The sequence below is a fragment of the Paenibacillus silagei genome (assembly GCF_017874735.1).
Taxonomy (GTDB): Bacteria; Bacillota; Bacilli; order Paenibacillales; family Paenibacillaceae; genus Paenibacillus_AQ; species Paenibacillus_AQ silagei.
The window spans coordinates 26,098-52,300 of record NZ_JAGGLV010000031.1; the positions used below are offsets into that span (position 1 = coordinate 26,098).

Consider the following 26,203-nt stretch of genomic DNA (forward strand, 5'->3'; position numbering starts at 1 on the left):
AATGATGATGAACGTATCAAGTGGAAACAGCTTCGCCGTCCTTTTAAAGGACAGTACCGTTCCAGCGAGAAATTCTTCTATTTTCAAAAGGTTGTCTGCAGTATCCCTGATCGCCGGACTCTCCGTGCTCACCGCTTGCGGCGGAAATGCCGCTCCCGGCAATGCAGTCACAGCGGACGGAGCAGCCGCCGCAGTCCCTGCTGCCAATGCCGCTCCGGCTGGAGGCGCACCGGTCACGATTGAATTCTGGTATGGGCTCGGCGGCAAGCTGGGTGAAAATATGGAATCGCTCATTCAGAAATTCAACGCCTCCCAGCAGGAGGTCATCGTCAAGGGAATCGTGCAGGGGGATTATACAGAGACCGAACAGAAGCTTCAGGCAGCGATTGCTGCCGGGCAGGTCCCGGCGGCGGTCCTCTCCTCCAATATCGATTGGGCGCGCAAGGGTTATTACGCCGCGATGGATGAGCTGATTGCCGAGCAGCCGGACTTCAATAAAGAGGATTTCGTCCAGACCTTCCTGAACCAGGGCCAGGTTGACGGCAAGCAGTATTTCCTCCCGATGTATGGATCGACCCAGGTGATGTACTACCGTAAGGATGCTTTTGCGAAAAGCGGCATAGACGCCAGCCAGATTAAGACCTGGGAAGACCTCGCTGCAGCAGCGAAAAAGATGACCGTCTCCGAAGGCGGCAAAACCACCTTCTACGGCTGGGAACCGATGTGGGGCTCCGGCAATATGGTTGATGCCGCTCTCAGCAAAGGAGGCAGTATTCTTAGTGAGGACGGCACCAAGGTCACGATTGATTCCCAGGAGTGGATCGACACCTGGGAGTTCTTCCGCAAAGCAATTCATGAGGACAAGACGATGCGCATTCATTCGGGCGGGCAAGGCTGGGAGTACTGGTACAAGACGATTGACGATGTGATGAAAGGCCAGGCGGCCGGATACACCGGCTCCAGCGGCGACCAGGGCGACCTCGATTTCAGCGTCGTCTCCGCTATGGAGCAACCGGGCTGGGCCGGAGCCGGCGAAGGCAAACCTGTCGCCGGGGCGAGTATGGCCGGTATTCCTGCCAAAGCCGGAGACGCCGAGAAGCAGGCAGCGATGAAATGGCTGACCTACTTCACAAGCTCCGAGAATACGGCCTTCTGGTCCATCCACACCGGCTATATTAGCGTCCGCCAGTCTGCGCTGGAAGATCCGGCATTCGTCGCCTTCAGTGAGAGCAATCCGCAGATCAAGATTCCATTGCAGCAGGCGGCTCACGCTTCCCCTCCGTTCCAGGACCCGACAGGCGGCAAAATTAATGATGCCCTGACCATCGCAGCGGATAAGGTGCAGATTGAGAATATTCCGGCAGCCGAGGCGCTGAAGGAAGCGCAGCAGACGGCTCAGGCGGCACTGGATAAGCTGAAATAGAACGGTTCAACTACGCATGGCGAAACAAAATCATCCTACCGGATGAATGAGATTACCTGTGTGCCAGCAAATGTATGCTATTTTCCGCATACATTCGGGCCACATGCCTGTGTGCCAGCACAATGTATGCTGTTTTCCGCATACATTCAGGCCACTTGCCTGCGTGCCAGCACAATGTATGCTGTTTTCCGCATACATCGGGCCACTTGCCTGCGTGCCAGCACAATGTATGCTGTTTTCCGCATACATTTGCTGGCACAATTAAAGAGCACTTATCCACAACAAAAGAAAATCATAATTTCCTAAAGAAGAACAAATATACTGCCGTCTGATGAAGGCGGCGGTTTCTATCTGAATGTGAGAGCATCTTGACTATTCAAATTATGAAGGGGGACGCTGCGTGATTGAGCTTAACACTCCGCAAGGAAACTATCCCGTATCGGCCATCCTGTTCGACAAGGATGGAACCTTACTACAGTTCGTATCCCTCTGGGGAAGCTGGGGCGAGTGCTTCCTGGACCAGTTCGCCCGCAAGCTTGAGCAGCGCGGACTGAGCTTCCCTGAGCAGCACCGGGCCTCCCTCCTGGGAACGGTTCATGATGCCGCAGGGAAGATCACCGATTACGACCGCAACGGTCCGCTCGCCATGGGCACGATGAGCGATCTGTACGCCATTGCGTCCTGGCAGGGGTATTCTCTCGGCCTATCCTGGGCCGAAGCGGTCGAACTGGTGGACTCCTGCCGGAATGCAGCGGATGCGATGCTGGAGCAGAGCCGTCCGGTCCGTCCTCTTCCCGGGCTGGTGCCCTTTCTGGACGCGTGCGCAGCCCAGGGCATACCTATGGCCGTAGTGACTGCCGATGAAACGGCGGCAGCCGAGAGTCATCTGCGCTGGCTGGGCATCCACCAGTATTTCACCGCCGTGATCGGCACAGATCAGGTGGAGCGGGGCAAGCCCTTCCCCGACATGGCGCTGCTTGCCTGCGGGCGGCTGGGGGTATCTCCGGCTGAAGCCGCCGTGATCGGCGATACGAACGGAGATATGCGGATGGCGAAGGCTGCGGGCACTGCCGTAGCCATTGGGATTGCCGGCGGAATCACCGCCGGGCTGGCGGCAGACACGCGGGCTGACGGGACTCTTTTGCCGGATGCAGATTGTATCGTGTCCTCTTATGCGGAGCTTGGCGTACGAAGGATGGTACGATGAAGGCCGAAGGAGCCATGGCCTGGGTATTTCTTGCCTTAGCTATTGTCTTCGAGCTGTCCGGAACGGTCTCCATGAAGCTGTCGCATGGCCTCACCCGGCCCTTGCCCTCTGTGCTGATGTTCGTATTCTACGGAATCAGCTTCACCTCACTGAGTGTCGCCCTCACCTCCATTAAGGTTGGAGTCGCTTATGCCGTATGGTCCGGGGCGGGTATCCTCCTGATTTCTCTGGCAGGGGCATTGTTGTTCGAAGAGCGGCTGACGGGCTCCTCTCTCCTATGGGTGACTGTGATTGTAGCCGGAATTATTGGTTTGAACATTAGTACCAAGGGGCATTAGCCTAACGATTATAAAATATTTCAAGGAGGCTTCGCTTGCTATGAATTCATCTTCCACACCGGGCGTTACTGAACCGCTGCTGACGTTCCAGATTATTACAGACACCCATGTCACGGCCGATCCCGAGCATGAGTACAATCAGAACTTCGGACGGGCGCTTGAGGATATAGCGGGACATACTCAAGGCAGCAGCGGAATCATGCACATTGGAGATATAACAAACAATGGCTTCCCGGAGGAGTATGAGGAGGTCCAGCGTATTCTTGAGCTGCATCAGGCGTCCTTGCCGCAGCTTCATTACACCTTGGGCAACCATGATGTCGGCCTCGGGCATTGGGAATCCCGCCTTGCGATGTATACTTCCCGTATGGGGATGCCAGGTCCTTATCATGATCACTGGATCGGCGGGTATCATTTCATCTTTCTCGGCACAGAGGAAGGGCTGCCTACGTTCTGCAGTCTATCCGCTGAACAGCTGCAGTGGCTGGACCGCAAGCTTGGTGAACACGCACCGGACAAAGCCAAGTCTAACGGGCAACTGCAGAAGGACCTGGAACAGACTCACCTGCCGGATCAGCCCGTCTTCCTCTTCCTGCACCAGCCGCTGAAGGATACGGTAGCCGGTTCACTGGAATCTCAGGAATGGTACGGGGTAACACAGGATCAGGAGCTGCGTACTATTCTGTCGCGGCACCCGCAGACCTTGCTGTTCACCGGACATACCCACTGGGAGCTGGAGGTCAGCAACACGATGTTTCCCGGCAACGGGCAGACGGCTACAATGTTCAATGCTGCTTCGGTGGCCTACCTCTGGACGGATGCAGATGAACACAAGAGCGGCAGCCAGGGCTATTATATAGAAGTCTATGCTGATAAAGTGCTTGTACGGGGACGGGATTTTACTACCGGAACCTGGATTGAAGCGGCGCAATATGAGGTGGCGTATCCCGTTAACGCTCTACGGTAAATTAGGGAATCATTGATGTATCAAGCAGGAGCAATGTGCTTCCTGCGCAACAAAAGACGGCCCTCTCTCCCAAGAGAAGGCCGTCTTTCGTTTACTTCGGTATAGGATGTAACCCGCGTATCTTCTATTTAAAAGCAGGCAGCGCGATGTCCGCGTAATTATCCTCCAGGAACTTCTTCACTTCCGGGCCGCTGATCGCCTTCGCCAGCTTCTGGATGGCTTCGGAATCCTTGTTGTCCTCACGGGCAACGAGGGTGATGGTGAAGGCGGAATCTTCACGCTCGGTGATCAGCGCATCCTTCTTCGGAGTCAGGCCCAGCGGGCTGGCATAGGCCGGCGTCATCGCTACCAGATCCGCATCATCCAGCATCCGGGCCAGCATCAGCAGATCGACCTCCTCGAACTTATAGTTCTTCGGATTGGCAGTAATGTCAGCTTGGGTAGCCTGAATTCCTACCCCATCCTTCAGCGTGATCAACCCGGCATCTGCGAACATTTGCAGGGAGCGTCCAATATTGGAAGGATCATTCGCCATCACGAGCGTTGCTCCCTCGGGCAGATCAGCAATATTCTTGAAGCGTTTGGAGTACCCGCCGTAGATGGCATCATATACAGGCTGAACCGGCACCAGCTTTGCCCCTTTGCTGGCATTGAACTGTTCCATGTACGGGACATGCTGGAAGAAGTTCGCATCCACCTCTTTATTCGCCAGTGCTTCGTTCGGCTGCACATTATCAGACAGCACGACAACCTCCATATCTACGCCTTCTTCCTTCAGAATCGGCTTCACGATGTCGAGGATATCCGTCATTGGCGGAATCAGCGAGGCTACTTTGATCTTCACAGGTCCGGTGCTGGTTGCCGCCGGTATCTCTTCCGCTTCTTTGCTGTTGCCGCAGCCTGCAAGTGCAAGCGTCAATACAAGCAGTACCAGTGCAAACGTGGTGGTCATTCTTCTTCCTGTTCTCTTCATGATATCTCTCAAGCCCCCATTATTGTATAGTATTCTAGCGTTTGTCCAGCAGTCTGGCTATCGTGCTTCCCGTGAACTGGATGAGCTGCACCAGCACAATCATCACGAGAATGGCGTAGATCATCACCTCAGTCTCGAAGCGCTGATACCCGTAACGGATGGCGAAATCACCCACCCCGCCGCCGCCGACAACCCCCATTACGGTTGAAAAAGAAATGAAGCTGATCGTAGACGCCGTGAGTCCCAGCACCAGCCCTGAACGGGCCTCTACATACAGAAATTTGAAGATGATTCCCAGCTTGGATGCTCCCATCGACAATGCCGCTTCAATCGTTCCCCGCGGAACCTCCAGCAGTGATTGCTCTACCAGCCGTGAGTAATAAGCAATGGCAACGATGGACAGCGGCACCGTGGCCGCCAGTGTGCCAATCGACGTACCTACGACCAGCCGCGTGAACGGAATCAGCGCCACCACCAGCAGCAGGAACGGAAACGAACGGATGACATTGACGATGCTGTTCAGCACCAGAGACAGCCCTCTATTCTCATACAACTGGCCTTTGCGGCAAAAATACAGCAGTGTCCCCAGCGGAAGACCCACCAGCAGCGCAGCGCCTATGGCAATGCCGACCATGACAAAGGTCTCGCCGATAGACTGCCACATCTGATCCTGGTATTTCAGCATACTCTCAAACATCGGATGCCCCCGTTCTGCCGGTGATTCTCTCCCGGAAAGAGCCTGAATGAGTTCCCGGCGGGAGGAAGCCGCCCTCGCCACGGGAGAAGGAATCTACGATTCGTCCGCCCTCCATGACGGATACCTCAGAACAGATGCTCCGCACGACATCCAGTTCATGTGTAACGATTACAATCGTTACGCCCAGGGAAGCATTAATATGGCGCAGCACCTCCAGAATGTCCGCCGTGGTGCCCGGATCCAGCGCAGAGGTCGGTTCATCGCACAGCAGCAGCTTCGGATTGTTCGCCAGTGCGCGGGCAATCGCTACCCGCTGGCGCTGTCCGCCGCTGAGCTGGGCCGGATATTGCCCGGCTTTGTCTGCAAGGCCTACGAATTGCAGACATTCCTCCACCCGCTTCATCCGCCCTGCACGCGGCACTCCGGCAAGCTCCAGGGAGATCGCCACATTCCGGCTGACAGTGGCATTGCCGATCAGGTTAAAATGCTGAAAGATCATACCGATTCTCTGCCGCTGCCGGCGCAGCTCCTTGTCCGGCAGCTCCGTAAGCCGCTGCCCGTCAACCGTAACCGTTCCTGCATCGGGCCGCTCCAGCAGATTGATCAGCCGCAGGAGCGTGGACTTCCCCGCCCCGCTGGCGCCAATAATACCGTGAATGGCACCCGCCTGTACTTCAAGTGATACCTGATCGACAGCCGTATAAGGGCCGTCCTTCAGAGTGAAGCTCTTGCTAACCTGACTCAGCGAAAGAATATGAAGCCCTCCCCTACAGACTGCCTGGACATGTTCCCTGAACCTTAGGACTTATTGTACTATAATTATTTAAAATCTGTTTCATTAAAAATCTCTTTAAATAATAAGGTATTTCTTCCGCTGTGTCATCATTTTTTTCAAAATGATTGCTAAGCCCTTGGAAGAGCAGAGCATTATAAGGATGCTCGCCGCTCTATGGGATTATTCAAGGGAAGCAGGATAGTAGCACAAAAACGGGTGCAGTCCCTGGTAGGACTGCACCCGTTTTGCTATTTTGCATACATCAGTCTATTCGCTCTGAACGCTTATTCTTTCACACTGCCGACATTAAGACCCACTACGAAATACTTCTGCATGAACGGATACACCAGCAGTATAGGTACGGAGGCGACCACTGTGATAGCTGCCCGGATCGAAATCGGCGTGACCATCGCCCGTGCTGAATTCTGATCCATCCCCACCCCGTTGGTAACGGTAGGGTTACCGTTAGAGTTCATCGTTGAAGACAGCAGCTTCATCAGCTCATACTGCAGTGTACTCAGATGCTGCTTGGAGGAGGTGTAGATGAAAGCATCGAACCAGGCATTCCAGGCTCCGACCGCCACGAACAGCGCAATGGTCGCGAGTACCGGCTTACAGAGCGGGAAGACGACCCGCATGAAGATTTTGAAATCTCCGGCGCCGTCGATTCTGGCCGATTCCATCAGACTCTCCGGTATAGTCCCGATGTAAGTGCGGATGACGATCATGTTGAACGCGCTGATCATCGATGGAATAACATAGACCCAGAAGCTGTTCAGCAGGCCCAGGTCCTTAATCAGGAAGTAGTTCGGGATCAGACCTGCGCTGAAATACATCGTCAGCACGAATACTACAGTAATAAACTTACGGAATACGTACTCCCTGCGGCTTAAGGTATACGCCAGCATGGTAGTCAGAAAAATATTAAGCAATGTAGAAATCACTGTACGTGCCACAGAAATCAGGAAAGCATCAAAAATCGTTCCGGTGGCAAAGATCGCCTTGTAATTCTGCACGGTCCAATGCCGGGGCCATAAATAAATGCCGCCGCGGATCGTATCATTCCCTTCATTAAATGAAACAGCAATCGTATTGATAAATGGATATAAAGTCACAACCACCAGACAGACCATGAAGACCGTATTGAAGGAAGTGAACAAAAACGGTTCAAGTCTGCCGGTGCCTAAGTTTCTTTTCGCCGTAAAGCCTGCTTTATGCCCAGGGCTAATCTGCCGGTTATCCGCCATTATAACAACCTCTCTTCCCCAAGCCGCTTGGAAATCCCGTTAGCCATAAGCAGCAATGTCACGCTGACCACCGTTTTGAAAATCCCGCCAGCGGTTGCGAGTGAATAATTCCCTTGTGCAAGTCCGTATTTAAGCACGAAAATGTCTATCGTTTCGGCCCAGTCTACAACCAGTCCGTTGCCGAGCAGGTACTGCACTTCAAAGCCTGCTTCCAGCACATGTCCTATGGACATAATCATCAGAATAACAATGGTTGCCTTGATGCCAGGCAGGGTTACGTGCATCATTTTCTTGTAACGGTTCGCACCGTCAATCTCTGCAGCCTCATACAGGGCAGGGTCAATGGAAGCGATGGCTGCCAGATAAATAATGGTATTCCAGCCCACTTCCTTCCACACATGTGAAGCCCCTACAATTCCCCAGAAATACTTGCCTTCACTGAGCCACAAAATCGGCTCTTTAATCAGATGCAGCTTCATCAGAACGATATTTACGATCCCGTCATTGATGGACAGCGAGGTCGCCACAATACCGGTAACGATAATCCACGATAGGAAATGGGGCAGATAAGAGATCGTCTGCACGGTTCTTTTCCAGAATACTTTCTTAATCTCGTTAAGCAGCAACGCCAGCACGATGGCTGTGACGAAGCCGAGGATCAGATTGATAACCCCCATAGCCAGCGTATTGCGCAGGACACGAATGAAATTATCATCGGTGAACAAAAACTTGAACTGCTTCAGTCCCACCCATTCCTGCTCGCCGAAGGACTTGGCCGGTCTGTAGTTCTGGAACGCCATGGTCCAGCCCCACACAGGAACGTAGGCAAAAAGGATAATGTAGAGCATTAAAGGCACGGACATCCAGATCAGCTGTTGTTGATTCTTAATCACGCGCCAGGTAATCGGCTGCTTTTTCTTCTTGTTCTTCTTCGGACGCCGGACGCCAGTATCTATTTCTAAGGTCTCATCCATATTCGTTGTCTCCTACTCCATCAAATTAATGTAAGGCGGAAGGCCGGTTGACGGCCTTCCACCTTCTAAAACCCGGTACCAGACCTTACGTTATTTACTCCAGTTCTCAATTCTCCACTTAATCTGCTCATTGATCTTGTCTTCGTAAGCCTTTACATTGGCTTTCTCGATCTGTTCCGTATAGTCGGTCCATACGGAATCGAATTCAGCCGGCTTGGCAAGAATGGCTTTCGGCAGGAACTTGGTCTGCAGCTCATTTAGCTTGGTACTGGCGATTTTGGCATCCGAGCCTTCAATCAGGTCGATGGACCAGGCAGGATAATAGACAGGGTTTGGCGGCGGATCGCTGAAGAAGTCCACGTAGGAATTGAAGCCATAGGCATCCAGAACTTCCTTATCGTACGGCTTCAGGCCTGCTTTATACTCTTCCGGCTGTGCAGCGGCATCCGTGGAGTTGCCGTCGCTGTAGCTTCCTTCGGTCTTAGGCAGATATTCGAACAATGATTTGGCCTTGTTGGCCAGCTGCCAGGTTGCATCGGCTGCATCATCACGCTGCTTCTGGGTTCTCATGAATCTGCCGTTCTCAACAATATAATCCTCGCCTTCTACACCCCAGGAGAACAGCTTCTGCCACTTCTCATCCATCAGGGTGTCGAGCAGCTTGATAATCTTCACCGGATCTTTGGCATTAATGCTGATGCCGAAGCCATTGTTAAGATTGAGCACCGCAAGATCGCGGTAGTGGTCTTTGGTCGACTCATCGTATACCAGCGGAAGACCTACATAAGTGCGTTCAATTTTATTCTGAGTCGTCAGTGAATCCTCAGCAGCGTTGAAGTTCCAGTGCTGGTCGAACATCCCCAGAACGGTTCCGCTGGACAGCTTTGCCATATACTGGTCGTAGTTCTGCACAAAGGTTTCTTTGTCGATAATGCCCTTCTCGTTCATCTCATTCAGCTTCTGATAGTACTTCTTGGCATAATCCTTATTGGCAAATACCTCGGCCACGCCGTCCTTCACGACTACGCCGCCATCATTCGGATGTCCGATCAGATGCTGAGGTGCGTTGAACAGACCCCAGTTTTTCCAGTCATAGTTCAGAATTTCGAACCCGATGGTCGGGCTTCCGTCGATTTTGGGATACTTTGCTTTATATTGCTCAATCAGGTCAAAGTACTGATCCAGTGTCTTAACCTTCGGATAGTTGAATTCCTTAAGCACTGCTTTTTGAATCCAGAAGGCCGGTCCTGAATACCATGAGCTGTTGACCTTACCGTTATATACACCGTAGTTAGGCAAAATATAAATATGTCCGTCATTCGGGTCCTTCATCATGTTCCAATATTCTGCATAATGCGCTTTCAAATTCGGCGCATGCTCTTCGATCAGGTCTTCAAGCGGGATATATGCCCCTGCTGCTGTAAGCTTGGTGCTCCCGGTCATAAGGTCCGGATAATCCTGGCCGGCAATCATAACGCCCAGCTTCTGATTAATGTCACCTGCCAGGAATTCCATATCGAAGCTGGCACCGGTCTCCTCTTTGATCTTCTTGTAGATCTTGTTGTCCGGTGTCGGCTGTTGCCCGGCTACTCCGATAAATGCGCTAACCTTGAATGGTTCAATCTTTCCTCCCGTGTTAGCTGAAGCAGAATCCGCCGCTGTAGTCGCCTTTGCTTTGTCAGTTGTAGCAGCATTCTTGTCGTTGCCCCCGCCGCAGCCTGACAGTGCGAAGCTAAGGGTTAATAGCGCAACCAGGGAATACTTAAACGTCATTTTCGACTTGCCCCCCATTAAAGCACCTCCATAGTGTTTGTCTTTAATTTGTAAGCACTTACACAAGTAAATTATAGAGGTGAACTATCCGCTAAAATACGACCGAACTAAAGGTGTACCCCCGAAAATTTTAGAACTTGGCATGCCGGTACTCATTCGGGCCCATGTGCAGCTCCTTCTCGAACCGCTTCAGAAACTGTCCGTAATTGGCATAACCGACACGTTCGGCAATCTCTGAGAGCTTCAGCCTGCTCCCGCGCAGGAGCTCAGCCGCAGCCTGAATCCGGAGATGATGCAGCTGCTCATTGAAGGTCATCCCGTTCTTCTTAATCAATAATTGCCCCAGGTATACCGGATGCAGGAAGAAGATCTCGGCCAGCTTCTGAATGCTCAGGCTCTCCTGATAATGCTCCCCGATGTACTGGTTGATCTCCCGGACAATCCCATGCGACTTATAATTCTGCTCTTGCACCAGCAGATCTATGGCCTTCCCGCCGTAGGACAATAAGCGGCTGAGCAGCCCGCTCAGCGGGGTCATCGCCTGCTGAACCTCTGATACCTCAACACCCGAGGCCACTCCGCCCTCCTCGCCTGCGGCTTCTGCCCCGGGTGCGAGTGCGAATATCCGGTACATGAGGTGGATTACGAATTTGCGCACCACCTCCGGCGCCACCTGCTGTTCCCGGAAGCTGCGGGCCGCTGCCTCCAGTGCCTCGCGGTAGCCATCCGTGTCCAGGAGATTCACGCAGTCCAGCAGAGCATCCATCAGCCCGATATGGTCATAGTGATAACTGAAGGGCTTGTCCTGCACCTCGCTGTAAGCCAGCACCCCTGCCTGCTCCGGCTCGTAAAAGAAATGTAAAAGAGTCTCTTTGGCCCGGCCATAACTGCCCTCTATGGACTCTAAGGAGTCTTCGGGGGTTCCCAGAGCGATGTGGATATTCTCTCCCCCGTACTCGCGCAGCAGGGTAACCAGCACTTCAGCTATTCCGGCAGCGTCCCCGCTGCCTTCCGTCATCCCGTACACGATCCCGAGCAATCCCGCCTCCAGATCGATCGTTACCAATGCTTTATATCCGGTCAGCAGGGAGACTGTGCGGTTCCTCACCTCTGAATACAGCTCCGGGACTGTCCGGATCAGGCAGATGTTCCAGGAATTGCTTTCCTTGAAGCCGGGCAGAGTCTCCAGCCATTCCATAAGCTCGGGTTCTCCCTTTTTGCCATATAACAGCCCCTTGATTAAGGTTGCCGCCTCTTCCCCGGAAGCGGTCTCATGGATTCTTCTGCGGTTCGCCTCCTGCTCCAGCTCCAGGCGGATCTCCCGCAGCTCCTCGGTAGCCTCCTCCGGGAAAACCGGCTTCAGCAGATAATGATTGATTCCGTAGCTGATTGCCTTACGGGCGTATTCAAACTCACTGTAGCCGCTCAGAATGACGAACTTCGTCGAATCCGTCCCCTCCTGCCGCCACTCCCCGATCATCTCCAGACCATTCATCAGCGGCATATGGATGTCGGTAATGACCAGATCCGGCTGAAGCTGCTTCATCATCTGCAGCCCCTCCCGGCCGTTGCCGCAGGTTCCGCAGAGCTCGAAGCCCAGCTCCTGCCAGTCGATCCACATCTCCATACCTTCAAGAGCGCTAGGCTCGTCATCGATTAATAGCACTTTGTATTTCATCGTCTATACCTCTCTTTCCAGGGAATAATTCTTCTCAAGCAGCTTCAGGGGAATGCCAAAGGTCACTACGGTTCCCTGATCCGGCGTACTGGATATCTCGAAGCGCACCTGATCTGCGTAATTCAGCTCCAGTCTGCGGTATACATTGCGAATCCCGATGTGGGTGCCCGAGTAATCCTCCTTGCGGACCGCGAACATCAGCTCCTTCAGCTTCTCCGGCTCCATGCCCTTACCATTGTCGGATACTGTAATCTGCAGCCTGTTATCCAGCACGACCGCAGCCACTTTGATTACGCCCAGCCCCTCAATCGTCTGCAGGCCATGCTTGCAGGAATTCTCGACCAGCGGCTGCATACTCAGCTTAGGTATTTTATAATCCAGGGACTGCTCATCGATCTCAAAGGTATAATCGAATTTATCCCTGAACCTGAATTTCTCAATCCTCAGATACATGTCGATAAATGCGATCTCCTCGCGCACCGGCACCAGATCCTCCTTCCAGCTCAATAGTCTGCGCAGCAGCTTCGACAAGCTTTTTATAATATCGGTGACATCGTTATATTTGTTCTTGGTGCAGACCACCAGTATCGCATTCAGCGTGTTGAACAGGAAGTGGGGGTTCATCTGGCTCTGCAGGAAATTCAGCTCCGCCCTGACGCGCTCCATCTCCAGGTTCTTGCTCTGGATCTCCAGCTTGTACACATCGTTGATCAGGGAGTGGATTCTGGAGGTCATCCGGTTAAAATTGTGGATTAGCCCGCCAATCTCATCCCGGCCCTCATCGATGGCGATCAGCTCGAACTTCTCGTTCGTCACCTTCTGCATATGCCGGGACAGGCGTTTCACCCGGTAGTTGTAGGAGCGCAGCATGATATATATGAATATGCTGGTCAAAAGAGTAAGCGTGGTGGCTAGGCCCGCTGCGTACAGCCGGATATCGAGAACCGCCTGGGAGATCCGCTCCCCCTGCGTAATTCCGACAATCCGCCACCCTTTGAGATAATTAGCCGTCCCTACAGCCATTACCCGAACCCCCTCGCTCTCGTCCTGGCTGTCCCCCCACTGATCGAATACCGGATAGGGATCATCCGTAATATGCTGATAGCCGCTGTCCGCTGACATCACGATCTTGTTCTCCCCATTGATCAGATAGAGGCTCAGGTAATCCCGTTCCCGGACGATAATGTCATAGATCTCACTAAGGTCCAGATCGATCCGCAGCACCTTCTCATAGTTGTTCAGATTTCGGTAATTGTCCATGGTCTCAATAATGCTGAGCGTCGGGGTGGATGAAGCCAGATTCTTGTTCTCCATGATCCGGTAAGCAGCAACATAGACCTGGGTAGTGGCCTTCTTGGCCTGCCGGTACCAGTCACTGAACCATACTTTATCGTTCATTACCTGATAATTCCCCCCGGATACAACCGTCTGGTTGTTCGTGAATATACTGATTCGTTCCAGCTGGTTATTGACAGGCATATAGCTGTTCATCCGGTCTCTCAATTGTTCGTTGAACATACTGTAGAATTCGATAGAGTCCGTATAAGTCCGGTCCAGCATCTCGTACAGATTCTTATCCGCAGCCAGCGTGTAGCCGACAGAGACTCCCCCTTCAATAAAATCATGAATGTCCTTCCGCGCCCGCTCCATGGAAATCTCCAGATTCTGCTGCTCCCTCGATTTGATGAGATCTGTAATCCGCTCCAGGAATACCAGATTCAGCACCATGATCGGCAGGAGCACACCCACAATGTAGATGAGATAGAACTTGTAGCTTAGCGGAATATCATTGACGATGGTGCCGAATTTAAACCGTTTTGTCGCCATCCCTCACACACACCCGGCTTTCTTAAGATTTCGGGGTCCCCGCAAAGTATCTGAGTAACCTTCGAAGCCAACGCCTCACTTTGTGGGGTTACTTTAGATTTCGGGGTCCCCGCAAAGTACCTGAGTAACCTTCGAAGCCATAGCCCCACTTTGTGGGGTTATTTTAGAGCTGTTTATTGTTGTGGGCATTCTTGTACACCGAAGGTGATGAACCCACCTTATTCTTGAACTTGTCGATGAAATAATCGGTATTGGAAAAGCCCACCTGCACCGCGATATCCGATATCTTGAGCTGGGTGCGCTTGAGCAGGCTTTTGGCCGCTTCGATCCGCTTCTCATTCAGATAATCGCTGAAGCTGCGCCCTGTCTCCTTGCGGAACAACTGGCCCAGATAGGCAGAATTCATGTGGAACTGCCTGGCGAGATCCTGGAGCTGCAGCTTGCTGCGGAATTCCAGATCTACATATTGAATAACATTATAGATGGTGTTCCCCTCGTTATGGGCCCGCAGCTCGGTGAGGTACGCTGCGGTCTCCAGGCAGAGCCGGTCCACATACAGGCTGAGCTTGTAATAGTCCCTGAGCCCGCCCATGTTGCCGTACTCCTTGTGCATCGCACACATAATCTGGTCGGGGTCTCCCTGCATCTCAGCAATACTCCGGCATAAGGTCATCTCCAGATGGGCTACCTCAGCCTGTGCAGCGTCAATACTCACCCTCTTGGCGGTCATGGCTGCGAAGGCTTCCCTGGCAGCAGCCCGAATTCTTTCATGCACGCCTTCCTTCACCTCATCCAGCACACGCGTAAAATGCCCGTCAGTGAATTCGGAAGTCAAGCGGGCCGTACGCAGGTCGTTGTAGTAGAAAATCCCGCCCCGCTCCTTCCGGTACTTGAGCCCCCACACCTCAAGCGTCTGGGTGTACAGCTCCTGGATGGCGCGCAGACCGTTCCCCCGGCCGCTGATCATTACAGCCACCGGTACCCCCAGCTTCGCTGACTGCACCTTCTGCACCTGAGCAGCTGCTGCCTCCAGCGCTTCCGTGGATAGTCCGGCTGAGCGAATCAGAAGCCCGGCCCTTCCGGCCGGGTCCTGGAACACATAGCCCAGGTGATCCGGGAAGCCTTCGGTATCCCCTTCATTCAGGCTCACCGTACCTGAACCTGAAATGGCAGCAGCAAGAATGCATTGCAGCTCTGTATCAGGCTGAAGCCCCAGCAGACCGTAGGCGGCGTGTTCCAGCTCCTGACTCCAATCCCCCTGGACACAACGGCTGATCAGATTATGCACCAGAATATTATGCTTCTTCCGTTCCTCTAGTCTGGAAGCGGTTTCATAATGGATAATAGCTCGGATCTTCCCGAGCAGTTCCTCGATCTCCTCATCATCCACCGGCTTCAGCAGGTAGCCGTCTACCTTGTGGCGCAGCGCAGTCCGGGCATAGTTGAAATCGTCATATCCGCTCAGGATCACGAACCGGGGCGGCGGGTCTACCGTTTCCTTCACCGCCGCAATCAGCTCCAAGCCGCTCATCACCGGAAGATTGATATCCGTCAGCAGCAGATCCGGCCTGTGCTCCCGGATCAGCCGCAGGGCCTCCCCGGCACTAAGCGCTTCAGCGCATACCTCGAATCCGGCTTTCTCCCAGTTCACCATCGTCCGGAGTCCTTCCAGAACCCAGGGTTCATCGTCCACAATCATGACTTTCAGCATGAGCTCCGCTCCCCTCTCAATAATCTAAATTTGGTAAGTAATAGAATTACATGTAATGCTAACATACAAGTTTAATCCTGTGAATGTTAAGTTAAGCGGCTATCTGACCCATACCTAGCATTACTGGTTCAGCACAAACAGGGAAGACCACAGCCATACTAGTATGGCTGTGGTCTTCCCTGTCCTTTAAAGTATTTTCGAATGTCGCATTACTTGATTTTATTCGCAATTACTGAGATCTTACCAGATGAATAATCTAGAAAGTAGGCTGTTTGCGAATTTGTGTTATAGTACAAAAATTTCGCAGCACCATCTTTAGGCCAATCTTGTTGCTTTAATATAATAGACCCTTCTTGAGAAAACAATGACCAACTCTGTTCCAATAAATTTCCTACGAAGACTTGACCGTTAATGGATTCGGTGATCCACCCAGAAATGTCCCCCTCTTCTTTAAAAGTTTGTTTTATGGAAGCAGTTTCTTTTCTAGTTGTTTTATCGATTAACCGGAATACCTTTTGCACATCCTTAGCTGAGGGACGTGTTACATTCCCTGGTACAGCCTGATAGGTATAAGAAGAGAATGCAGTAACGTAATTACTATTGGAATTAATTGAAAAATCGGTATTGAAATCCTTAAGTAATGTTTCATTCTTCGAGTAAAGATTAACCATTTTTAAAAAATACTCATCACTCATGACTCCCTGTGCACGGTACTTAATAGCTAAATTAGGATATCCATCGAATTCCCAATCCATGACGGATACACTTTCATATCCTTTATCACTTATCTTGGCGTTGTAACTAACACTTGGTTTAGTCCATGGGTATTGATAAAGGTTAAAGGTATTATTAGACTGAACCATTATTCGTTCGTTTACTTTGCCTGTGGGAGCTACCCATTTAATTTTATCGCCCGCATTTTTAAGAGCTATCTCGGTTTTGCTGGTAACTTTCCCATCAAATGAGAATACCAACTTTGAAATTTTAGTTCCCTTTCCTTTTTTAAGCAGCACTATTTTTTGAGGATTGTTCAAAACCTTTACATCCAAGATAGGATTTACATCGGACGAAATCGTGGTAGTTGTGTTTGTCTTTAAATTAACGATATCAGCTTTATTATTAACATGGTCAACAAGTGTTACTACATCTTCTTTAACATATAATACATCTGTTTGGTCATTACTTGGCTGTTGCTGAGATGAACTGGCATAAGACTGATCGGCAGATACCATTAACCCAAGAGTCATAGTAGAAATAACAATAATTTTTTTTATCACAAAATAACCCTCCCGTTATACAATTTTAAATCCTTATTCATATGACGCTACAATAAAGAAAAAGTTGCAGAAAAGTAAATATTTTCTGCAACGTAATTACAAATATTTATCTGCGATTAATATATTCTATACTGCTCATCCCTATCATCATTGTTTATAATAGTTTTAATGTAATCTATTACACCACCATGGTTCCATACATGTTCTACCAAACCGCTTACATTACCAGGATAGGCTATATCAGATCCATTTTGTGTTAAAAATCTATAGTTTCCCCAGTTAGCATACGAGGAATAACCATTTTTAAACTTTCCCGAGGTACCACTTGGCATAGCAATGGCAGTGACTCGTTTTACAGATTTATTCGCTGAGTTATATCCATTAAACTTAACAACATAAATCGTATTATAGCCTATTTGATAAGTAACAGTTAAAATGCTATCAGTAGTTTTATAATAAACTTTATAGCCAGTAATAGTTACATTCCCAGTCCCATAATTTTTAGCATAATCATAATAATACTCTGCATTATTACCTACTGACCCTGGTTGAGTGGTTACTGTATGGGTAGCTCTAGCATGAAAAAGCGGGAACCATCCCTGGCCTCCTGATCCACTGTACGTGCCAAATCCAACTTCTCCTATTCCTACTTCGCCTTGGTCAATTCCAGTATACAAATATCCAGCCTCACCGTCAGTGTTAGCTACAGCAAATCCCGGCAACCTCACATCATCAGCTACTGCACCAGAGTAATTTAATGTACTATTACTCGCTGGAGTTTTTAATCTATGAAAAGCGCCGGTGTCTGCTCCAGGTGGAGCTGAAGGAGAATTGGGTAGTACAGATTGAATTGAAATATTAGAGCTGGTTGCCAGCGAGGTTTCTCCGACGATTCCCTTATTTCCAGCAGCCCCCTCTGATTCAATCTGTAGCTCTTGTTCATCGATCACATTTTCTCGTATCTCTTTAACAAAACGTTTAGTTGCCTCACCACTTTCAGAACTTTCTGCAGTAGATAATGCTCCTTGTTCATCAAAGTTCATAATAACTATTTCTGCATTTTGAAGCTCTTTAATATGTTGACTAGTAATGTTATCAATTGTTTTCGGTAGTGAAGACCGTGCATAGTCTAAAGCAGAATAACCCTTTTGTAACAATTCTTGATTAATAACATCTGATCTGTAGTAATCGAATTCATTTGAAACTCTTTCAGTTGCAAATGCATTAACAGGTGATACAGATACTAGTAAAGCTGCCGTTACTGAAATCTTCAAAATTTTCTTGAACAATAGAATCACTCCTTACTAAAATTTGACTGCAAGAATGTTATATCATAAATGGATTTTTTTTCATATAGTAACTTCATTTTAATCAATGTCACAAATTGTTGAATTTAGAAGGAAAAGATCACATTAAGATGAACCATGTAAGTTTTCTTCAATAAACGATTTATTTTCACAAAAAAATCATTTTTCCACTACACAAAACTTACAAAAACTACAAAATAAATTCTCATCGTATAGAGATACCTCCACTATGGAGATCGGAGTCTGAATGACTGCTCCAGAGGGAAGATTTTCTTTTTGATCGGGCATTATGTGACCTTCTAGAATTTGGACTCCCTTATACTACATAGATATCTGAAAATTTCGATTAGATCTTTCCTCACTTGATTATAGAATTCTTCGCGTCTATACTTCGAGGTGAACACGATATGATATTCGCACATCCATTCGCTTGAGCCTGCACATCTCAATTCTACCGGAATGGCTTAGTGGTCTAACCTTCGTTCCCTCCACCCGCATAGCGGGTGTTTTTTCCCGCGTTTCACGCGCTCAACTGGCTAAAGCCATAAGAAAAAAGCGGGCCATCTTTTAGATGACACCGCTTTTAAAATTTTTTGTACCTGCTGGTTAACTTAAATAATATTGTGGTAGAGCGAAGTGTTTTTTGTTGGATTAAGCAGCCTATATTAAACCTCACCTAATTTGAAACAACGTTTATTTCCATATATGGGAATTCAATAAAATAGAAGTTTATTTCACAAGCTCCGCCCGCAGCTTCAGGAACACCTGATAGCTCCGCTCCGCAACCTCAGAAATGGCGATCGGGTGGAAGCCCGGCAGATCCGCATACAGCAGATCGTTCAGCGGTGCGGTCCATTGGACCGGCAGCTTAGCAGCCCCCAGCTTCGCTCCCATAATGGAGCCGACAGTGGCCCCGTTGCAGTCGGTATCCATTCCGGCCGATACGGAGGTAACCACCGCTTTCTCGAAATCATCGCCGCCGTAGATCAGCGAGGCGGCTACAATGGCAGCGTTGTTGTTCGTATGCACCGGGTCGTAATGGCTGAACTCGTTCCAGAGGGTGCTGACCAGCTCACGCTCACTGCCTGCCTTCTGTGCAATTTCAACTCCCCGCAGCACATCCTTAGCCAGTCTGCTCGTCTGCGGAATCTCACTAAGGCCGATCTGCACAATCTCTTGGTTGCTGAGACCTGCGAACGCCGCTGAGATCATCGCTGCATTGAACATCTCGCCATAGATTCCGTTCTTCACATGCGAGAACGACGCATCCCGCCAGCCCAGCTCCGCAGCCAGCTCGGGATGTCCGGCCGCTCCATAAGCCAGGGCATCCGCACGGATCGCCGCACCAATCCATTCCCGGTACGGATTCAGATGCATCCGTACCCGTTCCTGCCGCAGCGGCCAATCCGCCGGCTTCTCCCCGTGCAGATGGGAGGTCTCCTGAGCAAAGTTCATATAGCTCTGCGTTTCCGCCGTGCAGACCTGACTGTAGGTCAGGTGCCCGTGCCACAGCTTGCCGATATCCCAGGAGTCCCAGTTCAGCCCTTTTTGCTCCAGCAGTATCAGGCCAAGCACGGTATAACGGATATCATCATCGCTCTCCATGTAGCTGATCTTCTCACGCGTGCTGGTGAATGACCAGTCGCTTAAGCCGAGGCCATATTCCTCCCTTGCCGTGGAATGCTCAGGAGTATAACCTGTAATCGGCCAGGCATCCGCACCGCGGAACCACAGCTCGATATTCTCCCAGCCGGTCCGGCCATCCTTCCCGTACAAGTAATCCCAATATTCCAGCGGCTTGCCCAGCGCGCAGCCTACACTCCGCCCGAGCCAGGCCCCGTAGAACCTGTCTCGCCACTGGTCCGGCGTCCAGTCCACCGCTAGCTTGCGCGGACCTTCCGGACGGAGCTGCCTGATCCCCGCCAGATCCGAAGGCTCCTTATAAGGGAAATCAGCGGATACAGGAAGTGCCATCAGCTCATGGTAGACCTCCATCAGCTTGTCCTCATCGCTCCCGGCCGCATCCAGCTTCTCCGCCAAATTACCCGGCTGGCAGCCTTCCTCGATCCGCTGCTGCAGCTCGAACCTTACCGTCTCCTGCAGACGTTCCCAGCCCGCCATCCGCTAGGATTCTCCTGCCGGAGACCCCAGCTGCCGGTCTAACCGTTCCAACGAATCGAACAGCAGCTTGATGAAGGCTTCGCGGTCTACACCAAGCAGTACCTCCGTATTCGCAGGCTGGTCCGGCTTCTTGCGGCGGTCCGCCACAGTCATGCCGCGGGTAAGCTTGCCTTCGGTCTCTACGGTTACATACAGGTGCTCGGATTCGAACAGCTCCGGGTGCAGCAGCCAGGCAATGGCGCAAGGGTCATGCAGCGCATTGCCGACAAAGCCCATTTTCTTCCCGTAGATCGAATAGAAATCCAGCAGCTCACCGACCATGACGGACACGGGACCGCGCGTCTTAAGCTCCTGAATCTCCTCTTCGAAGATCGCCGCTTTATCTGTCACATCCAATCCGCTCATGACAATCGGAATGCCGGATTCGAAAACGATCCGCGCCGCCTCCGGGTCTACATAAATATTGAACTCCGCTGTCCGGGTCACATTGCCGTAAGCCAGTCCGCCGCCCATCAGGGAGATCTTCTCGATCCGCTCCTTCACTTCCGGGTACGCCGTAATCAGCAGGGCGATATTCGTCAGCGGGGCGGTAGGCACCAGAGTGATCTTCTCTTCCGAGGCGCGGATAATCTCTAGCATGAATTCTACTGCCCCCTGCTCTACGGGCTTGAACTTGCTCGCCGGCAGCGCCGGGCCATCCATGCCGGACTCCCCGTGGGCTTCCTCTCCGGTAACAAGCTTGCCCAGCAGCGGCGCCGCAGCGCCCTTGGCTACCGGAATATCTGCATTTACAAAGCTGAGAATCTTGAGGGCATTATCGGTAATTTTATCCAAAATCTGGTTTCCGCCAACGGTTGTAATCCCCCGGATATCCAGCTCTCCCGGATGTGCCAGCGCAAGCAGAATGGCAATCGCGTCGTCATGCCCCGGATCGCAGTCAATAATGATAGGTGTTGGCATCGTTGTCACTCCCTTGTATTAGTTGTGAGTGGCTAGATAAGACGCACTTAAGAGTTGAACTCCAAGCTTGGTCGTCACTGCGGTGAACATTTGGACTTCCGGCCGCTGTTGTCACCAGACCGCTTCTTTTTGCTTTTCGTTAATTTCTTTCGTGCGTCTTATCTACCTGGTTTATTTCGTAATAGTAGCCTTCAGCTTCTTATTCTTCTTCCGTGTCTCCGAGACCGCATAGATAATCAGACCGATCACCGTTGCCACATAAGGCAGCGTAGCGATCAGCTCCGCCGGAATCTTCAGCACCTGCAGGGCATTGGATAACGCGTCAGCTGCGCCGAAGAGCAGCGAGGTCAGCGCTGTGCCCACGGTGGTGCTCCGGCCCATGGATTCAGCAGCGATGGCAATCCAGCCCCGGCCGGCGATCATATCGCGGGTGAACAGCGACAGGTAGCCCATCGACATATAGGCTCCGCCCAGGCTGGCGAAGAAGCCGCTGAGCAACAGCGCACTATACTGGATACGGACTACACTGACACCCACCGACTGGGCCGCATGCGGATTCTCGCCTACAGAGCGGATACGCAGCCCCAGCGGTGTACGGTTGAGCAGATAATAGACTACGAGTACCGACAGTATAGAGAAATACGTCAGAATGTGGTGCCCCGACAGAATCGGGCCCAGCACCGGAATATCCTGCAGGAGCGGAATATCAATACTCGGCAGCACTTTACTCGCCAGGGAGGTGGAAGAGCCTTTGTCACCGCTCAGCAGATACAGAATGAATACCGTACCACCAGAGGCGAACATATTGATCGCCACCCCGCCGAGAATAATGTGGGTCTTGAACTTTAAAGTGAAAAAAGCCAGAATGCCCGCAATCAGCGTTCCCGACAGCACCGCCCCAAGCAATCCCACCCAGGCGCTCTGCGTATAGGCGCTCACAATAACCCCGGCCAGCGCCGAGACCAGCATGATCCCTTCCATCCCGATGTTGATGATTCCGGCACGGTTCGAGATCAGCGCCCCCAGTGCAGCGAACAGAATCGGCGTGGTTACACGCAGGACAGAGAAGGCAAAATCCGTCGTCAGAATGACATTCAGCAGACTGTTCATGCTTCCTTCGCCTCCTTCAGCAGCATGCGGTTCTTCCAGAACTTAAGGAACTGCTCAGCGGATATCAGCAGAATAATGACAGCCTGAATGATCGAGATCATCTCGGACGGCACATCGGAGAGGCGCGACATCATATCGGCGCCAATGCGGATATAGGCCAGGAAGAGCGCCGAGACAATGACGGAGAACGGATTATTCTTGGCCAGCATGGCCACCAGAGCACCATCCATACCGTAGCCCGGCAAGGAGGTCCACTGAAACCGGCTGTACATCCCGAGCACTTCCACCGAGCCGCCCATACCGGCAATGAACCCGGCGATCAGATGGACCAGAATGATCACCTTGGCCGTCTTCATGCCTGAATAACGGGCGAAGTCGCGGTTAACCCCGGTCATCCGCAGCTCATAGCCCCATTTGGTCCGGTACAGGAACAGGTGGGCCAGCACAATAAGCACCAGCACAATAATAAGTCCGGTGTGAATCCGCGTCCCTGCAAACAGCTTGCTGAGCTGGGCCGTTTTCTCGAATTTAAAAGAAACATTGGCAAAGGCCTTGGCATCCCGCAGATAATAGTTTAGCAGGTACAGCCCAACCCCAAACAGGATGTTATTGAACATCAGCGAGGTTACCAGCTCATTGGCATTCCACTTCGCTTTAAGAATACCGGGGATGGCTGAGAGCAGTGCCCCTACGATCGAGCCCGCAAGAATCGCCACTACCGGATGGAACCAGCTGTTCAGGCTGAGATGAATCGCCAGCGCAGTAGTCACGACACCGGAGAAATAGAAGATCCCCTCCGCTCCCAGGTTGAACATATTGGCCCGGAACAGCAGGGAGACCGCAAGACCAGTGAACATCAGCGGAATCGCCATCTCAATGACATTGCCGATATGACCCTTCGTGGACAATGGCTCCCAGAGGAAGATTCCGATCGTCTTCACCGGGTGATCACTGACCAGCGAGATAATCAGGAACGCGATAATAAGTGCAATGACGATGACCGCCGCTGTGCGGATCGCCTCGAAATATTTGACTTTAAACATGATATGCGGCCCTCCCGGTCTGCTCTTTGTCCTGCCGGTTAATTCCCAGCATGTAGAGCCCCAGCTCTTCCTCACCGACTGCTGACGGATTATCGAAATAGGCAACAATCTGGCCCTCATACATCACGAGAAGACTGTCGCTCAGCTCCAGAATTTCATTCAAATCCGCTGATACCAGCAGCGTGGCACAGTTCGCCGAGCGCAGCTCCAGCAGCTTCTGGTGAATGAACTGGGCAGCCCCGATATCAACGCCCCGGGTCGGCTGCTCGGCGATCAGCAGCTGCGGATTCGTGGAACATTCCCTGGCTACGACTACCTTCTGCATGTTACCGCCGGACAGCATGCCGATCGGCTGCTGCGGGCCGGAGCAGCGCACCTTGAATTCCTCCACCAGCGCAGAGGCCAGCGCAGCAATTCTTGATCCGTGCAGGAAAGGCCCTTTATTCATATCCTTCTGACGATAGCGCGTGGAGATCAGATTGTCGGCAATGCTGGCTTCTCCGGCAGAGCCCTGGCGCATCCGGTCCTCAGGGATATAGGATACTCCCAGGTTGCGGATGTCCAGAATATCCAGCTCACGGATGTCCTTCCCCTTCACCTGTACCGACCCGCTGCCTCCAACCCCGCGCAGGCCGCCGGTCAGCGCCTCGATCAGCTGCGTCTGTCCGTTCCCTTCAACGCCGGCGATGCCGACAATCTGGCCTTCACGGACCGAGAAGCTGATCCCGGAGAGCAGCGCTTTTCCCTGGCCGTCTGAGACGCTCAGCCCTTCCACCGCAAGCACCGGCTTGCCGTAGGGAAGATCGCTTTTGTCATACTTCAGCACCACATCCCGTCCAACCATCAGCCGCGAGATCTCCTGCTCTGTTACTTCCTTAGTATCGAAGACGCCTTCACTCCGGCCGCCGCGCATGATGGTAATCCGGTCACAGATAGCTTTGACCTCCTTCAGCTTGTGCGAGATGAACACAATCGTGTGTCCCTGCTCCTTAAGCTGCTGCAGCTCATGGAACAGCTCCTCCGTCTCCTGCGGAGTCAGCACTGCCGTTGGCTCATCGAGAATGAGAATCTTGGCCCCGCGCACCAGCGCCTTCAGAATTTCCACCTTCTGCTTCATGCCGACACTTAGGTCCTCCACCTTCGCCTTGGCATTCACTGATAGATTATATTTACGTGCAGTTGCCTCTGTCAGGCGTACGGCCTCTGCATAATTGAAGCCAACGCCCTTCTTCGGCTCCATACCGAGCACCATATTCTCCGCCACCGTAAAAGAAGGCACCAGCATGAAATGCTGATGCACCATCCCGATACCGCGGTCAATCGCGTCCTGCGGGGACTGCAGCTTCACTTGTTCTCCCCGGATGTAGAGCCCGCCTTCGCTTGGGCTCTCCATTCCGAACATAATTTTCATCAGAGTCGATTTACCGGCTCCGTTCTCACCCGCAATCGCATGGATCTCGCCTTCGCGCAGGGAGAACTCAACGTCCTTGTTGGCAACCACACCGTTCGGATACACTTTGGTGATTCCCCGCATTTCCAGCAGAGCATTTGCCATGGGTCATCAACGCCTTTCAACCAAAGTTTTATTCATGTCCTTAAGGTTTAACGGCATTACGGATTGCTTCCACTTCAGAAGTCTCCATACCCATTGCGTTATCCACCTTAATTTCCTTATTGATCAGCTTCTGCTTCACTTCTTCAATCTTGGTCTGCAATTCCGCCGGGAATGCCGCCTTGTAGATCTCGTTCTCAGCAATGCCCACGCCGTCTTCAACGAAGCCAAGCACATCGCGTTTACCCATTTCAAGCGTGCCGTCCTGCAGTCTCTTCACTGCACCAAGGATAGCCGAATCAATTTTTTTAATTGCAGAAGTAACAATCAGGTTCGCCTTCGCACTATCGGTATCCTTGAGCAGCATCGCCTGGTCAGAATCGACCCCGATGGCATATTTATTCTTTTCCTTCGCTGCATCGAAAATGCCAAGGCCCGTACCGCCCGCCACGTTGAAGATAATATCCACGCCCGAGTTGTACTGGATCAGCGACAATTCCTTGCCCTTGGCAGGGTTCACGAAATCTCCGGCATAGGATACGGCTACCTTCACTTCCGGATCAACATACTGCGCTCCCTGAATGTAACCAACCAGGAAAGCATTGATGCCGGGAATGTCCATTCCGCCCAGGAATCCGATCACATTGTCCTTGTTGGCATTAGGCATATCGGACTGGGTTGCAAGCGCCGCAGCCGCTCCGGCCAGGAAGGAGACCTCATTGGTCGAGTAAGACATATTGTACATATTGGCAGGTGCTTCCTCGATGTCAGTGTCATAGTTGATGAATTTTTTATCGGGATTTGCTTCTGCCGTTGCATTGAACATTTCTGTAATTTCCGAGCCGCCGGAGATGACAACATCCCAATCCTCAGCAGCGATATCATTAAAAGTCGGCTCCCATTTCGTCTTGTCAGCGCCCATTTCCACGACCTTCGTTTCTGCGCCAAGCTCGCTTTTCACCTTCTGCAGACCATTGTTCGCCGCATCAAAAAACGACTTATCTCCCAGCGTCCCCGGAATCAGCAGCACCACCTTGAGCTTGTCCCCCGCAGCCGCGCCGCCTTCCTCATTCGTTCCCGGAGTTGCTGTCGCACCATTCCCGTTCCCGGACTTGTTGTTTCCGCACGCAGCGACCAGTACCATAACTGCCAGCAACATTAAAGTGAGCATTTTCTTTTTCATGTTCTAAGTTCACACCCCTATTTGTAATAGATCCACCCTGCTGAATAGCATAAAATCCCA

General features: G+C 51.6%; 21 protein-coding genes and 1 pseudogene. 4 read left to right on the plus strand and 18 right to left on the minus strand.

The features are described 5' to 3' along the window. Positions 1 to 7 precede the first annotated feature (7 nt). From J2Z70_RS29530 to J2Z70_RS29545, 4 genes are all read left to right on the plus strand, one after another. Positions 8 to 1,423, plus strand: a complete 1,416-nt coding sequence (locus J2Z70_RS29530; RefSeq protein WP_209878942.1) for an ABC transporter substrate-binding protein — start codon at positions 8 to 10, stop codon at positions 1,421 to 1,423. A gap of 400 nt (positions 1,424 to 1,823) precedes the next feature. Further along, the gene (locus tag J2Z70_RS29535; protein WP_209878944.1) at positions 1,824 to 2,630 is read left to right on the plus strand and encodes an HAD family hydrolase; all 807 of its coding nucleotides are present in this window, start codon (positions 1,824 to 1,826) and stop codon (positions 2,628 to 2,630) included. After that, a complete protein-coding gene (locus J2Z70_RS29540) occupies positions 2,627 to 2,968 on the plus strand; it encodes a DMT family transporter (RefSeq protein ID WP_209878946.1) in 342 nt (113 codons plus the stop codon). The genes J2Z70_RS29535 and J2Z70_RS29540 overlap by 4 nt, the downstream gene beginning before the upstream one ends. Before the next feature lie 40 nt (positions 2,969 to 3,008). Further along, positions 3,009 to 3,935, plus strand: a complete 927-nt coding sequence (locus tag J2Z70_RS29545) for a metallophosphoesterase family protein (RefSeq protein WP_209878948.1) — start codon at positions 3,009 to 3,011, stop codon at positions 3,933 to 3,935. Positions 3,936 to 4,059: 124 nt separating this feature from the next. Here the strand turns inward: J2Z70_RS29545 and J2Z70_RS29550 are convergent, their stop codons facing one another. From J2Z70_RS29550 to J2Z70_RS29635, 18 genes and pseudogenes are all read right to left on the minus strand, one after another. Further along, positions 4,060 to 4,887 (minus strand): MetQ/NlpA family ABC transporter substrate-binding protein, encoded by an 828-nt coding sequence (locus J2Z70_RS29550; RefSeq protein ID WP_425355137.1) that lies wholly within the window; start codon positions 4,885 to 4,887, stop codon positions 4,060 to 4,062. Positions 4,888 to 4,942: 55 nt separating this feature from the next. Further along, the gene (locus tag J2Z70_RS29555; protein WP_036731110.1) at positions 4,943 to 5,605 is read right to left on the minus strand and encodes a methionine ABC transporter permease; all 663 of its coding nucleotides are present in this window, start codon (positions 5,603 to 5,605) and stop codon (positions 4,943 to 4,945) included. Beyond that, the gene (locus J2Z70_RS29560) at positions 5,598 to 6,359 is read right to left on the minus strand and encodes a methionine ABC transporter ATP-binding protein (protein ID WP_209879013.1); all 762 of its coding nucleotides are present in this window, start codon (positions 6,357 to 6,359) and stop codon (positions 5,598 to 5,600) included. The genes J2Z70_RS29555 and J2Z70_RS29560 overlap by 8 nt, the downstream gene beginning before the upstream one ends. Positions 6,360 to 6,664: 305 nt before the next feature. Further along, positions 6,665 to 7,627 carry a carbohydrate ABC transporter permease gene (locus J2Z70_RS29565; protein ID WP_209878952.1) on the minus strand — a complete coding sequence of 321 codons (963 nt, stop codon included), beginning with the start codon at positions 7,625 to 7,627 and terminating at the stop codon, positions 6,665 to 6,667. Next, the gene (locus J2Z70_RS29570) at positions 7,627 to 8,601 is read right to left on the minus strand and encodes an ABC transporter permease (RefSeq protein ID WP_209878954.1); all 975 of its coding nucleotides are present in this window, start codon (positions 8,599 to 8,601) and stop codon (positions 7,627 to 7,629) included. The genes J2Z70_RS29565 and J2Z70_RS29570 overlap by 1 nt, the downstream gene beginning before the upstream one ends. A 90-nt stretch (positions 8,602 to 8,691) precedes the next feature. Then, positions 8,692 to 10,392 (minus strand): type 2 periplasmic-binding domain-containing protein, encoded by a 1,701-nt coding sequence (locus J2Z70_RS29575; RefSeq protein WP_209878956.1) that lies wholly within the window; start codon positions 10,390 to 10,392, stop codon positions 8,692 to 8,694. A gap of 112 nt (positions 10,393 to 10,504) precedes the next feature. Next, entirely contained in the window at positions 10,505 to 12,052 is a 1,548-nt protein-coding gene (locus J2Z70_RS29580) for a response regulator (protein ID WP_209878958.1), read from the minus strand. Between the two features lie 3 nt (positions 12,053 to 12,055). Next, positions 12,056 to 13,879: a sensor histidine kinase gene (locus J2Z70_RS29585; RefSeq protein WP_036731099.1), complete on the minus strand. Its 1,824-nt coding sequence runs from the start codon at positions 13,877 to 13,879 to the stop codon at positions 12,056 to 12,058. 163 nt (positions 13,880 to 14,042) lie between these two features. Further along, the gene (locus J2Z70_RS29590; protein ID WP_209878960.1) at positions 14,043 to 15,590 is read right to left on the minus strand and encodes a response regulator transcription factor; all 1,548 of its coding nucleotides are present in this window, start codon (positions 15,588 to 15,590) and stop codon (positions 14,043 to 14,045) included. 209 nt (positions 15,591 to 15,799) lie between these two features. After that, a complete protein-coding gene (locus J2Z70_RS29595; RefSeq protein ID WP_209878962.1) occupies positions 15,800 to 16,867 on the minus strand; it encodes a hypothetical protein in 1,068 nt (355 codons plus the stop codon). 116 nt (positions 16,868 to 16,983) lie between these two features. After that, a complete protein-coding gene (locus J2Z70_RS29600; protein ID WP_209878964.1) occupies positions 16,984 to 18,156 on the minus strand; it encodes a hypothetical protein in 1,173 nt (390 codons plus the stop codon). Between the two features lie 297 nt (positions 18,157 to 18,453). After that, a pseudogene (locus J2Z70_RS29605) lies at positions 18,454 to 18,596 on the minus strand (transposase); the annotation flags it as partial. A gap of 307 nt (positions 18,597 to 18,903) precedes the next feature. After that, positions 18,904 to 20,295 carry an ADP-ribosylglycohydrolase family protein gene (locus tag J2Z70_RS29610; RefSeq protein ID WP_209878966.1) on the minus strand — a complete coding sequence of 464 codons (1,392 nt, stop codon included), beginning with the start codon at positions 20,293 to 20,295 and terminating at the stop codon, positions 18,904 to 18,906. A 3-nt stretch (positions 20,296 to 20,298) separates the two neighbouring features. Further along, the gene (locus tag J2Z70_RS29615) at positions 20,299 to 21,255 is read right to left on the minus strand and encodes a nucleoside hydrolase (RefSeq protein WP_076085637.1); all 957 of its coding nucleotides are present in this window, start codon (positions 21,253 to 21,255) and stop codon (positions 20,299 to 20,301) included. Positions 21,256 to 21,426: 171 nt separating this feature from the next. Continuing rightward, positions 21,427 to 22,365 (minus strand): ABC transporter permease, encoded by a 939-nt coding sequence (locus J2Z70_RS29620; protein WP_209878968.1) that lies wholly within the window; start codon positions 22,363 to 22,365, stop codon positions 21,427 to 21,429. Then, on the minus strand, positions 22,362 to 23,408 hold the full coding sequence (locus tag J2Z70_RS29625; RefSeq protein WP_209878970.1) for an ABC transporter permease: 1,047 nt from the start codon (positions 23,406 to 23,408) through the stop codon (positions 22,362 to 22,364). Before J2Z70_RS29625 ends, J2Z70_RS29620 begins: the two co-directional genes overlap by 4 nt. Continuing rightward, on the minus strand, positions 23,401 to 24,963 hold the full coding sequence (locus J2Z70_RS29630; RefSeq protein WP_209878972.1) for an ABC transporter ATP-binding protein: 1,563 nt from the start codon (positions 24,961 to 24,963) through the stop codon (positions 23,401 to 23,403). Before J2Z70_RS29630 ends, J2Z70_RS29625 begins: the two co-directional genes overlap by 8 nt. Positions 24,964 to 25,003: 40 nt before the next feature. Beyond that, positions 25,004 to 26,119, minus strand: a complete 1,116-nt coding sequence (locus J2Z70_RS29635; protein ID WP_245368621.1) for a BMP family ABC transporter substrate-binding protein — start codon at positions 26,117 to 26,119, stop codon at positions 25,004 to 25,006. Positions 26,120 to 26,203: the final 84 nt, after the last annotated feature.

What these genes read in the sequence shown, in the direction of transcription:
- J2Z70_RS29530 (WP_209878942.1), top strand. Translation starts at nt 8, where the DNA reads ATGAACGTATCAAGTGGAAACAGCTTCGCCGTCCTTTTAAAGGACAGT.
- J2Z70_RS29540 (WP_209878946.1), top strand. Translation starts at nt 2,627, where the DNA reads ATGAAGGCCGAAGGAGCCATGGCCTGGGTATTTCTTGCCTTAGCTATT.
- J2Z70_RS29545 (WP_209878948.1), top strand. Translation starts at nt 3,009, where the DNA reads ATGAATTCATCTTCCACACCGGGCGTTACTGAACCGCTGCTGACGTTC.
- J2Z70_RS29550 (WP_425355137.1), bottom strand. Translation starts at nt 4,887, where the DNA reads ATGACCACCACGTTTGCACTGGTACTGCTTGTATTGACGCTTGCACTT.
- J2Z70_RS29555 (WP_036731110.1), bottom strand. Translation starts at nt 5,605, where the DNA reads ATGTTTGAGAGTATGCTGAAATACCAGGATCAGATGTGGCAGTCTATC.
- J2Z70_RS29565 (WP_209878952.1), bottom strand. Translation starts at nt 7,627, where the DNA reads ATGGCGGATAACCGGCAGATTAGCCCTGGGCATAAAGCAGGCTTTACG.
- J2Z70_RS29570 (WP_209878954.1), bottom strand. Translation starts at nt 8,601, where the DNA reads ATGGATGAGACCTTAGAAATAGATACTGGCGTCCGGCGTCCGAAGAAG.
- J2Z70_RS29575 (WP_209878956.1), bottom strand. Translation starts at nt 10,392, where the DNA reads ATGGGGGGCAAGTCGAAAATGACGTTTAAGTATTCCCTGGTTGCGCTA.
- J2Z70_RS29580 (WP_209878958.1), bottom strand. Translation starts at nt 12,052, where the DNA reads ATGAAATACAAAGTGCTATTAATCGATGACGAGCCTAGCGCTCTTGAA.
- J2Z70_RS29585 (WP_036731099.1), bottom strand. Translation starts at nt 13,879, where the DNA reads ATGGCGACAAAACGGTTTAAATTCGGCACCATCGTCAATGATATTCCG.
- J2Z70_RS29590 (WP_209878960.1), bottom strand. Translation starts at nt 15,590, where the DNA reads ATGCTGAAAGTCATGATTGTGGACGATGAACCCTGGGTTCTGGAAGGA.
- J2Z70_RS29610 (WP_209878966.1), bottom strand. Translation starts at nt 20,295, where the DNA reads ATGGCGGGCTGGGAACGTCTGCAGGAGACGGTAAGGTTCGAGCTGCAG.
- J2Z70_RS29615 (WP_076085637.1), bottom strand. Translation starts at nt 21,255, where the DNA reads ATGCCAACACCTATCATTATTGACTGCGATCCGGGGCATGACGACGCG.
- J2Z70_RS29620 (WP_209878968.1), bottom strand. Translation starts at nt 22,365, where the DNA reads ATGAACAGTCTGCTGAATGTCATTCTGACGACGGATTTTGCCTTCTCT.
- J2Z70_RS29625 (WP_209878970.1), bottom strand. Translation starts at nt 23,408, where the DNA reads ATGTTTAAAGTCAAATATTTCGAGGCGATCCGCACAGCGGCGGTCATC.
- J2Z70_RS29630 (WP_209878972.1), bottom strand. Translation starts at nt 24,963, where the DNA reads ATGGCAAATGCTCTGCTGGAAATGCGGGGAATCACCAAAGTGTATCCG.
- J2Z70_RS29635 (WP_245368621.1), bottom strand. Translation starts at nt 26,119, where the DNA reads ATGTTGCTGGCAGTTATGGTACTGGTCGCTGCGTGCGGAAACAACAAG.